Origin of the sequence: Terribacillus sp. AE2B 122 (assembly GCF_902497585.1) — a bacterium.
GTDB lineage: Bacteria > Bacillota > Bacilli > Bacillales > Amphibacillaceae > Terribacillus > Terribacillus saccharophilus_A.
In genome coordinates this window covers 405926-416481 of sequence record NZ_LR700944.1, presented here as the reverse complement: position 1 = coordinate 416481, position 10556 = coordinate 405926, and the positions used below count along the sequence as shown (strand labels likewise).

The 10556-nt window shown below is 42.5% G+C and carries 8 protein-coding genes; 5 read left to right on the top strand and 3 right to left on the bottom strand.

The window, feature by feature from the left end; genetic code table 11:
* Nucleotides 1–63: 63 nt before the first annotated feature.
* On the bottom strand, nucleotides 64–864 hold the full coding sequence (locus tag AE2B122_RS10505) for an STAS domain-containing protein (RefSeq protein ID WP_175074040.1): 801 nt from the start codon (nucleotides 862–864) through the stop codon (nucleotides 64–66).
* A 215-nt stretch (nucleotides 865–1079) separates the two neighbouring features.
* On the opposite strand from AE2B122_RS10505, the gene manA reads away from it, so the two are divergent.
* From manA to AE2B122_RS10490, 3 genes are all read left to right on the top strand, one after another.
* On the top strand, nucleotides 1080–2033 hold the full coding sequence (gene manA, locus AE2B122_RS10500; RefSeq protein ID WP_095219686.1) for a mannose-6-phosphate isomerase, class I: 954 nt from the start codon (nucleotides 1080–1082) through the stop codon (nucleotides 2031–2033).
* Between the two features lie 276 nt (nucleotides 2034–2309).
* Nucleotides 2310–4334, top strand: coding sequence for a penicillin-binding transpeptidase domain-containing protein (locus AE2B122_RS10495; protein ID WP_175074039.1), 2025 nt, complete (start codon nucleotides 2310–2312; stop codon nucleotides 4332–4334).
* Nucleotides 4335–4439: 105 nt separating this feature from the next.
* Nucleotides 4440–4706: a DUF4190 domain-containing protein gene (locus tag AE2B122_RS10490; protein WP_175074038.1), complete on the top strand. Its 267-nt coding sequence runs from the start codon at nucleotides 4440–4442 to the stop codon at nucleotides 4704–4706.
* Nucleotides 4707–4721: 15 nt separating this feature from the next.
* Here AE2B122_RS10490 and AE2B122_RS10485 read toward each other — a convergent pair whose 3' ends face one another.
* Both AE2B122_RS10485 and AE2B122_RS10480 read right to left on the bottom strand, forming a co-directional pair.
* Nucleotides 4722–6188, bottom strand: a complete 1467-nt coding sequence (locus AE2B122_RS10485) for an amino acid permease (protein ID WP_254593477.1) — start codon at nucleotides 6186–6188, stop codon at nucleotides 4722–4724.
* Nucleotides 6189–6511: 323 nt separating this feature from the next.
* A complete protein-coding gene (locus tag AE2B122_RS10480; RefSeq protein ID WP_254593476.1) occupies nucleotides 6512–7933 on the bottom strand; it encodes an amidase family protein in 1422 nt (473 codons plus the stop codon).
* A 155-nt stretch (nucleotides 7934–8088) separates the two neighbouring features.
* Here AE2B122_RS10480 and AE2B122_RS10475 point away from each other — a divergent pair, with 155 nt between their 5' ends.
* Together AE2B122_RS10475 and AE2B122_RS10470 are read left to right on the top strand one after the other, a co-directional pair.
* Nucleotides 8089–8706, top strand: a complete 618-nt coding sequence (locus AE2B122_RS10475) for an acetate uptake transporter (RefSeq protein WP_175074037.1) — start codon at nucleotides 8089–8091, stop codon at nucleotides 8704–8706.
* Between the two features lie 35 nt (nucleotides 8707–8741).
* On the top strand, nucleotides 8742–10103 hold the full coding sequence (locus AE2B122_RS10470; RefSeq protein WP_175074036.1) for an amino acid permease: 1362 nt from the start codon (nucleotides 8742–8744) through the stop codon (nucleotides 10101–10103).
* The last annotated feature ends 453 nt before the right edge of the window (nucleotides 10104–10556 follow it).

Sequence of the window (10556 nt, the reverse complement as noted above, 5' to 3'; positions counted from 1 at the left end):
ATGAAGATTTACAATATAGTTCGGTTTTTTATATGGCTAAAACACTTTTGTCCCAGCCTCTTTCTAATGGCTGGCGCGAATTGCTTCTAAGGCGTGCTGAACGGTTGCGTAGAAGGATATTTGCTTTTTACGGAAGTCTGCCAGTTTTACACTTGCTTTTGCAGTTTTCGGTTCAATTCCTGTAACGATGAGCCGTGCTCCCATTACTTGCAGCAACTTATGAAGTCGCAGAATTCCGCTATGGACATCGTCATTCATATTCTGAATGCCCTGCAGGTCCATGATGAAGATTTCCTCATCATCGTGTTCATATACATGTGCTGAAATCCGCTGATAAATCTCTTCCCAGCGTTCTGCATTAATATTTCCGACTAGAGGTAATATGCAAATCTTTTCGGAAATCGGAACAAATGGAGTTGATAGCAGGGAGGCTTCTTGCTTATAGTCCTCTGACCTCGTTTCTTCAGATTTACGATGAGATATATCCTGTTGCACGCCAACAAAATACATCTTATCTTCACTTGGAACAAAAATCGGATACATAGAAAGCTCGTTCCAAAAAGGCTTTCCGTCTTTTCGATAATTCAGCAATTCTACAATAATGGATTGTTCTTCTTTAATTGCCTTTCGTACTCGCGTCACGTCTTCTCTAGAAGTTTTTTCTCCTTGGAGAAATCGGCAATTCTGGCCGATGATTTCATTTGTTTTATAGCCTGTAACCTTCTCAAATGCTTTGTTCGTATAGATGATTGGATTGTCTGGTAACGAAGGGTCAGTGATAACAACACCAGCACCTACATAATCGATAACCTGGCGAAAGAAGGCATCTCTTATATTAGTGGAATAGTGGATTTCTTTTTCCATAATTTCCGTTCCTTCCTGTATAAGAATCTACTCTTATTTACTTCCTCATCTGATGATCCCTAAAACGTTATACACTCTTGGCTGAAGGCTCCTAGCTAGTTAATTTCATCATATAAAAACTTGTAGGGTCGTACAACAATTATATATAGTCGCTGAAGATAACTATTGGTAAAATAATGGAGAGAAGATAGTGTCTAAAAGTGAGGAGATTATTTATGTATAAACAAGAGCCCATCTTTCTGGAGCCCGCTTTGCAAGAGCGGATCTGGGGAGGTACTAAGCTTGCAGATGTATTCGGTTATCATTTGCCTTCCAATCAAACTGGCGAAGCGTGGGTAATTTCTGCTCATCCAAACGGACCAAGTAAGATACGGAATGGTGCATTAGCTGGGAAAACATTATTGGATGCATGGCAGAACCATCGTGAATTATTCGGGGAACATGATAATGAAGATTATCCATTACTTGTGAAGATCCTTGATGCTAAGACGGACTTGTCTGTGCAGGTGCATCCCGCTGATGACTATGCGCAAGAAGTGGAGAACGAACCTTATGGTAAGACGGAATGCTGGTATGTAATCGATGCAGAGCCTGGTGCTGAAATTGTTTTCGGCCATCATGCACAAACGAAAGAGCAGCTGGAACAGATGATTGATCAAGGAGAATGGGATCAATTACTGCAAAGGGTTCCAGTGAAGAAAGGTGATTTCGTTTATGTTCCAAGTGGTGCAATCCACGCTATCGGAGCAGGAATCGTTATTTTGGAAACACAACAAAGCTCAGACATTACGTATCGTGTGTATGACTATGATCGTAAAGATGATCAGGGAAAGGGACGGGAGCTGCATCTGGATTCTGCTAAAGCCGTCTCGACTGTTCCGCATGTAACTAATGAAACAAGAAAATCACCTGTGACGAATGGTGCACTAACAGAGCAGCAGCTTGTAGAAAGTGAGTACTTTACAGTCTATCATTGGCAACTATCAGGAGAAGCTGAACTGAAAGCTCCAGATTCATTCTTGCAAGTCAGCATTATAGAAGGAAACGGAGAAATCATTTTGGATGATCAATCCTATCAATTGAATAAAGGCGATCATTTCGTACTGCCTGTTCACATCAACAATTATATGTTGAAAGGGCAGATCGAAGCGATTGTTTCTCATATATAAGAGGCTGGGAAAAAAGTATTTCAGCTAAACGAAAACCCGAACTATGTCGTGATTCTTCACAAAGATTCACATATGTTTGGGTTTTTGTACGAGGATAATTCATCCTTACTACAGGAGTTTTTTATTTTTAAGTACTAGCATTTTAGTTATTTCCTAGGCTCTTTTTTTCGACAGTATTCGTTTATTTCCTGGGAAATAGTTGGTTTTTATCTGCAAAGTTTTTCCTTCCCTATGCTATAATTAGGGAACAGTTTAAAGAGACAGGAAAGGTGAGCTATGAAACGATTAGCAGCATTGTTGTTTGTGGTGAGTATGATGTTCCTGCTTTCTGCTTGTTCGGATGATCAGACAGCAAAGGATGGTCTTGATCAGTTTGTCGACAATTGGAACGCTCAGGATTTCGATAAAATGTACGAGCAGCTGACAGAAGAATCGCAAAAGGAAATCTCCAAGGAAGATTTCGTTAAACGCTATACAGATATCTATGATCAATCTGGCGTATCCGATTTAAAAGTTACTGCTGGTGATGTTTCCGAGGACGAAGAGAAATCAGATGCGGATACGCAGCAGCTGCCTTTGTCTGTATCCATGCAGACAGTTGCCGGAGATGTGAATTTTGACAAAGACGCAGAGCTTGTCAAAGTAGATGGGGAAGACGGAGCAACATGGAAAGTGAATTGGGATCCTTCCTACATCTTTGCACAGCTTAATGACAACGAAAGCGTCCGCATCACTTCTGTCGAACCAGAACGCGGACGGATTTTGGATACGAATGGAGAAGAGCTTGCATTCAACGCAACTGTTCCTTCTATTGGTATCATCCCTGGACAGCTAGAAGGTGACGGGATGACACGGGATGAGACGCTGGATCAAGTGGCTGAACTTCTTGAGATGGATCGGGAAGATATTGACAGCTTGTTGGAACAGAGCTGGGTGACGGATGAAGTAGATGTTCCAATAAAGACATTGCGCCCAGATCAGCGTGATCTAGCTTCGGAAGTAACTTCACTTCCAGGTGTGCAGAGTACGGATACAACTTCAAGATATTATCCATATGGAGAAGCAGCAGCACATTTGACTGGATATGTGAAGAAAGTAGATGCGGAATTCCTTGAGAAGGATGACAATGCTTCTAATTATGATGCTAACTCCTCTGTTGGCTCAACAGGCTTGGAATCAGTCTATGAGGAACAGCTTCGTGGAACATTAGGGTGGAAAATCTATACAGTTTCGGAAGACAGCGATGAACAAGAAGTAATTGCTGAGACAGATGTAAAAAATGGTGAAGATGTCGAGCTAACCATTGATATCAATACGCAAGAGAAGATTTATGATCAGTTGAAGGATGATAGCGGTGCTTCCGTTGCCTTGGATCCGAAAACAGGAGCTACTCTGGCATTGGTGAGTGCGCCATCTTATGATCCGAATAACTTCATTTTTGGCTGGAATGATGAAGAATACGAGAAGCTTTCCAATGATGAGAACAGTCCGTTTTCAGCTAAATTCAATAAAGCTTATGCACCAGGTTCTACCATCAAGCCGCTTACAGCAGCTATTGGATTGGAGAATGGAGTCATTACACCAGATGAGAAGAAGCATATCGAAGGGCTTAAATGGGACAATGATGGCAAGTTCGGTAATTACAGTGTGACACGTGTATCTGAGAGCTTATCGGATGTGAATCTCGAGGATGCGCTGATAACATCTGATAATATCTACTTTGCGATGACAGCAGTAGATACCGGCGCGGACAACTTTGAAAAAGGTTTGAAGTCGTTCGGTTTCGATGAAGAACTGGATTATGCATTCCCAACGGCAACGTCGTCTATCTCCAATGAAGGTCTTGATAATGAGACACTTCTAGCAGATTCCGGTTATGGCCAAGGGCAAGTGCTTATGTCTCCACTTCATCTGGCAGCTGCTTACACACCTTTCATCAATGACGGTAACTTGATCAAGCCGACATTGCTTAAGTCTGAAGCAGAAGAAGCGACCGTGTGGCATGAGGGTGTGCTGCCGAAAGATGGAGCAGATGCTATTACGGAAGGTCTTCGCGGTGTTGTGGAAGACGAGCGCGGCTCAGCACATAACCCTGTAGTGGATAGTCTGACGCTAGCTGGTAAAACTGGTACTGCTGAATTGAAGCAAAGCCAGGATGATGAGAACGGTACGGAAAATGGCTGGTTCGTTGCCTATGATTACGATAAACAGGACATGCTGATCAGCATGATGGTAGAAGGTGTCCAGGATAAAGGCGGCAGCCATTATACTGTCGAAAAGGTGAAGAACGTATTCAAATAAAGGAGAGCGTGCGGGATCCGCACGCTTTTTCTATATCAAAAAAATAAGCTATAATAACAAGTTGGAAGGGAATATACATGAGAAATAAAGTAAGGAGTGGAAGGTATGGAGGAGAAACGCTATTCACCATCAGGCACGCTGGCACTTGGTATTCTGTCGATTACACTACCAGTAATAGGAATCATAACAGGTATTCTTGCACTTATATTAGCAAATAAAAGTATCAAGGTAACAGAAGACACAGAAGCTGCAAAGGCATTATATTTGGCAGGAAGAGTATGCGGTATCATTGGATTGTGCTATCAGGCATTTATCATCATCTATTTCATTTTCATAATCACTATGATTTTGGCAATGCCAGGATATTATTAAAAAACAGCCTCGGAATCATTCCGGGGCTGTTTCATGTTCAGGAGTTGTCAAATCGACATCCTCCAGTTTATGCATCTTGGTTTTATATTTTACTTTGTAAATAAGCCAGCATAGCAGGAAAATTGGAATGCCGATATAAGAAGCAATGAATCCACCAAGATCGAAGCCGTCTTCTGTAAAGGAAGATACGCTTTGTCCGACTACTACAATGATACTCAGTGTGAGCGCGAATATCGGTGCAAATGGGTAGAACTTCGCTGTATACGGCAAGTCCTTGAGATCATAGCCTTGGGCTACATACGCTTTACGGAAGCGATAATGACTGATTGCAATCCCAATCCAGATAATGAAGCCAGTCATACCAGCTACATTCAAAAGCCATGTATAAACGACGCCGTTACCGAAGAAGGAAGTAAGAAATGCCGCACATCCTACAACTGCAGTACCAATCAAGGCATTTACAGGAACGCCGTTTTTGTTCAATTTTCCAAGGAAACGAGGAGCTTTGCCTTCTTTGGCAAGGTTCCAAAGCATACGAGTGCTCGCATACATACCGGAGTTACCGGCAGACAAGACAGCTGTCAAGATGACTGCATTCATAACGGACGCAGCAAAAGCGATACCAGCTTTCTCAAACACGAGTGTGAACGGACTAAGTTGTACATCTTCACTTGCCAAGCTCTCTGTTGTATATGGAATGAGCATCCCGATGACAAAGATAGCCAGAATATAGAATAACAGGATACGCCAGAAAACAGATCGAATCGCTTTAGGAATGGATTCTCTCGGATTATCAGCTTCTCCAGCGGCAGCACCAAGCAATTCCGTACCTTGGAAGGAAAAACCAGCTGCCATGAACACACCAATCAGAGCAAGAAATCCGCCATTGAATGGAGCGTCACCTGTCGTAAAGTTCGAGAAACCTGGAGATTCTCCACCCAAAATACCGATGATCATTAAAAGACCAACAATGATGAAGATGATAACTGTGATTACCTTGATCAAGGCGAACCAATATTCAGATTCACCGAAACCTTTAACGGAAATATAATTCAAGAGAAACATGATGATCAGACTGATTGCACTCCAAATCCAAGATGGGGAATTCGGGAACCAGAAATCCATGATCAGTGTCACGGCAACAAGCTCTGCTGCAATAGTCGATGCCCAGCTGAACCAATAGTTCCATCCTAGTGCAAAGCCAAGTGATTCATCGACAAATTTAGTCGCATATGTGCTGAAGCTGCCGGATACAGGCATGAAGGCCGCCATTTCTGCAAGGCTGGTCATTAGGAAGAAAACCATACAGCCGATGAGAGCGTATGCCAGCAGTGCGCCGCCAGGACCAGCTTCACTGATTGCACCGCCACTGGCAAGGAACAGGCCGGTACCAATTGTACCTCCAAGGGAGATCATCCCTAAATGACGGGCTTTGAGCTTTCTTTGCAGGCCGGGCGCTGTGTTGTTATGTTTGTTGCTCACTTCTTTCACCTCGTCTATAGTATGGCATGTTGTTGCGTACTTACTAAAAAAAGCCGTATCAGATAGATTTGCTCTATCTGAACGGCTTATTATATACAACAGCATCATTCTAAAATAATTAAGATAGCGCAGCACGTGTAGGATAGCTCACGTGATCGTTCTGAGCCTATTCGGTCCAGATGCAGCTTTTTGTACAAGCCAAGCTGCGTACTATTCTCATTGATTAATGAGTGCCTATGCAAATCAATGAGTTCTTATGCAATTGAAAACCTCCCTAACTTTACTATACAAGGGGACATATTTCAACTGTATTCTAGAATGGATTATTTTGGTGCTTTTCGATGCTGTGTAGCGCACTCGTAGCTATAGCCGATTTCTATTAAGGTAGATTCCTCAAAAGCACCAGCTGTAAACGTAATTCCGAATGGTTCACCAGCCTCTGTATAGCCGGCAGGTACAGTGATGGAAGGATAACCTGCTTTAGCAGCGATATCGCATCCATAATAGCTAGGGAATATGATCGCATTGAGTTCTGCACCTGCAATGACTCGATCGATACCTTCTGTGCGGGATTCCCGTATATCAGCTAACCGATCCTGTAGATAGTCTGTCTGTTTTAAAGTTCCATCTGTCTTCTCTGCTTCTTCAAGAATATCTTGGCCGTGTAAAAGCGCAGTCTCGGTGTTGATGCGGTTCCATTCAATTACTTCTTTTAATGTGTGCGCGGGCAGATGCGGGGAGACCGTTCTTAAGTATCGATTTACACCATGCTTAAATTCATGATACAGAACACTTGATTCCCTCGTAATCTCTGGGACTTTTACTTCGATAAGTTCTGCCCCTTGCTCGCGTAATGCGGTAAAGGCTTTCTCCATCAGTTCTCGTTTTTCCGGGGCAAGACTATCCATTGTTTGTTTATCTATACCAAGACGTTTTCCGTTCAATCCATCCTTTTGAAGAGACGTAGTATAATCCGGAAGAGATGGAGCGGATAGAGTGGCCGGATCTGCTTTATCTCGGCCAGCTATCACTTGTAGCAGGAGTGCTGCATCTTGAACTGTTCTTGCCATAGGTCCAGCAGTATCCTGACTGTGCGCTATCGGAATGATTCCACTGCGGGATACTAGTCCGACAGTGGGCTTTATACCGACTAATGAATTGCTGCTTGAAGGGCTTAGAATCGAGCCGCTTGTTTCTGTTCCTATGCCGACAACTGCCAAGTTATTAGCAATAGATGCACCAGTGCCGGAACTGGAACCACCGACATCAAAGCTGCCATAAGGGTTTCGTACTTGGCCTCCGCGGCCGCTGAAACCATTTGGCATCGGCTCCGACATAAAATTGGCCCATTCAGTCATATTGACCTTACCTAAAATGATGGCACCTGCTTCCCGCAGCTGTTTCACGATATAGGCATCCTGCGTAGCGAAATTATTAGCAAGAACGAAGGTTCCGGCACTTGTATGCATACCGTCAGCTGTATCTATATTGTCTTTAATTAAAACGGGCATGCCATGAAGCGGACCGCGCAGTTTTTCTTCTCTTCTTTCCATATCCATTTGTTCGGCAATAAATAATGCATCTGGATTGATTTCGAGTACACTATTTGTTCCGCCTTCCTTGGAGTCTGCTGCTGCAATGCGCTCTAGATAAGTCTGAACTAACTGTACTGATGTTGTATGTCCAGATGCTAAGTCAGCTTGTAAGGATGTGATTGTCATTTCTTTAATTGTAAAAATATTCATAGACTGGATTCTCCCCTGTAAAATGTGTATGATAAGAAAATCTTCTGTATTTAGACAAGTCGGATTTATTAATTATACTAAATTTTCTTGCAATAAACTTCTAGGGGATCCCGATTTTTCATTTATACAGAAGCATCTAGAGAGGGGAAAAAGATTTGGAAACAACAAAGACAGTCAAGGTGCTGACTGCTGATCCTAGCGCATTAGGATTATTTGGCCTAGCAATGGTCACTTTAGTAGCATCTTCGCAAAAACTTGGTTTGACAGAGGGACTTTCCATGATTCTGCCATGGGCATTCTTCTTAGGAGGCATTGCGCAGCTGATTGCTTCCGCTCAGGACTTTAAACACAATAATATCTTCGGTGCTACAGCCTTTGGCGCTTTCGGTTTATTTTGGTTCGGTGTCGGCATGAGCTGGCTCATTCAGCTTGGTGCGTTTGGAGAAAACTTGCAAACCGCTGCAGACAGCCGCCAATTAGGTGTAGCTTTTATTGGATATCTTATATTCAGTCTCTTCATGACAGTTGGTGCTATGGGGACACATAAAGTACTATTTTTTATATTTGTAGCTATTGATTTTCTATTTATCGGTTTATCTTTAAGTTCATTTGATATAGCATATGAACTAACTCATACGCTTGCGGGCGTTGCGGAATTAATTATTTCACTATTATCTTTCTATGGTTCTGCTGCTGCAGTGCTGAACGGTCATTATGGACAGACAGTCCTTCCGATCGGCAAAGCATTCGGTCCCTTTACAAAAGCAGACTAGAACAATTGAAGAGATAGTTAGCAAGGGGCATAGACATGGCAAGAAATGATCGAGCATCAAATGATTTACACAAAGGTTTGAAAAACCGTCATGTACAGATGATTGCGCTTGGCGGAGCAATCGGAACAGGCTTGTTTTATGGTTCTGCTTCCTCGATCGGACTGGCTGGCCCTGCAATTGCACTTGCGTACTTAGTCGGTGGTATTATGATTTTCTTCATCATGCGCGCATTGGGTGAGCTTTCTGTAGATTCACCGAACTCCGGTTCTATCAGTTATTACGCTTATCAAAACTTAGGCAATTTCTTCGGATTTTTTTCCGGCTGGAATTATTGGTTCAATTATGTGGCAGTAAGCATGGCGGAGCTGACAGTCGTCGGTATTTACGTGCAGTATTGGTTCCCAAGTGTTCCTACTTGGGTGACAGCATTCGGCTTCCTTGTCTTGATTACATGTATCAACCTTTTAAGTGTTAAATTGTATGGTGAGTTCGAATTTTACTTTGCCATCATTAAAGTTGTCGCAATTATTGGGATGATAGTTCTTGGCTTGCTTATCATCTTCACTGGTATTGGAAATGGCGGCGTACCAACTGGTTTCTCTAATCTATTTGATGAGGGTGGCTTCATGCCGAATGGCCTGACAGGTGTCGTACTATCACTTGTTTTGGTTATGTTCAGTTTCGGCGGAGTCGAACTTGTTGGTATCACAGCAGGTGAAGTGGACACGCCGAAGAAGACGATACCGAAGGCAATCAATCAGGTTGTCTATCGGATTTTAATCTTTTATGTTGGTGCTCTGCTTGTTATCATGGCAGTCTTTCCTTGGAATGAAATTGACGGTCAAAGCAGCCCATTCGTACAGATATTTGATGGTGTCGGAATTCCGGCTGCTGCAGGTATCCTGAATGTTGTTGTTCTTACTGCAGCAGTTTCTGCACATAATAGCAGTCTTTACAGCAACGGACGTATGCTGCATTCCTTGGCAAAGCAAGGAAATGCACCGAAGTTCCTAGGTAAAGTCGGTAAACGGACAGGAGCCCCGGTGGCGGCTATCTTTGTATCATCAGGAGTGGCAGCGATAGCTGTTATCGTGAACTATCTGTTCCCTGAAAAAGTGTTCAGCTATTTGATGGCGATTGCGACAATCGCTGTTATTATCAACTGGATCATGATTGTCATTATCCATTTAGCGTTTCGGAAGCGGATTGGTAAGGCAGCTGCAAGTAAGTTATCTTTCAAACTGCCTTTATATCCGATAGCCAATTACTTGGTATTGCTATTCTTAGTAGCAGTAATTGTGATTATGGGCTTCATTCCGGATTACCGTCTGGCACTGTTTATCTTGCCGATATGGGTTATTATTCTATCTATCGGTTATAAGTTGAAGAGAAAATGAAAAAATGCGTATCCAATTGAGGATACGCATTTTTTATGTGAAGTACTCGCTCATGGTTGATTCCATATAAAAGATATGACTACTGGATAGAGTACTGTAACAAGGAGTAAAAGAAGATTACCGTAAAACCCGATGTATTTAAAGAGAGTTTTCTCCCCTGCCGCTCCCATTACCAAGCCAATAAGCGGCAATACCCATGCAAAAATAATGATTATAGCAACAGGTAATTGTGAGTTCGTTTCAAATAAGCTGAAATAAGTTATACATGTTGATACTAGGAAAATAAGAGCCGATAGGATACTGATACTCCTTTTCATCTTTAGCACCTGCCTGGATAAATAATAAACGCATGGTCGTCCATTATTATATTAGTAATTTGTACTTTAGATTTATATAAAAATGAATAAGTACAAGAAAAAACGAGGCTGGGACATAACTAAATTCCCATTGCTT

Coding starts and splice junctions, on each gene's coding strand:
- AE2B122_RS10470 (WP_175074036.1), top strand. CDS start 8,742: ATGGCAAGAAATGATCGAGCATCAAATGATTTACACAAAGGTTTGAAA.
- AE2B122_RS10480 (WP_254593476.1), bottom strand. CDS start 7,933: ATGAATATTTTTACAATTAAAGAAATGACAATCACATCCTTACAAGCT.
- AE2B122_RS10495 (WP_175074039.1), top strand. CDS start 2,310: ATGAAACGATTAGCAGCATTGTTGTTTGTGGTGAGTATGATGTTCCTG.
- manA (WP_095219686.1), top strand. CDS start 1,080: ATGTATAAACAAGAGCCCATCTTTCTGGAGCCCGCTTTGCAAGAGCGG.
- AE2B122_RS10505 (WP_175074040.1), bottom strand. CDS start 864: ATGGAAAAAGAAATCCACTATTCCACTAATATAAGAGATGCCTTCTTT.
- AE2B122_RS10490 (WP_175074038.1), top strand. CDS start 4,440: ATGGAGGAGAAACGCTATTCACCATCAGGCACGCTGGCACTTGGTATT.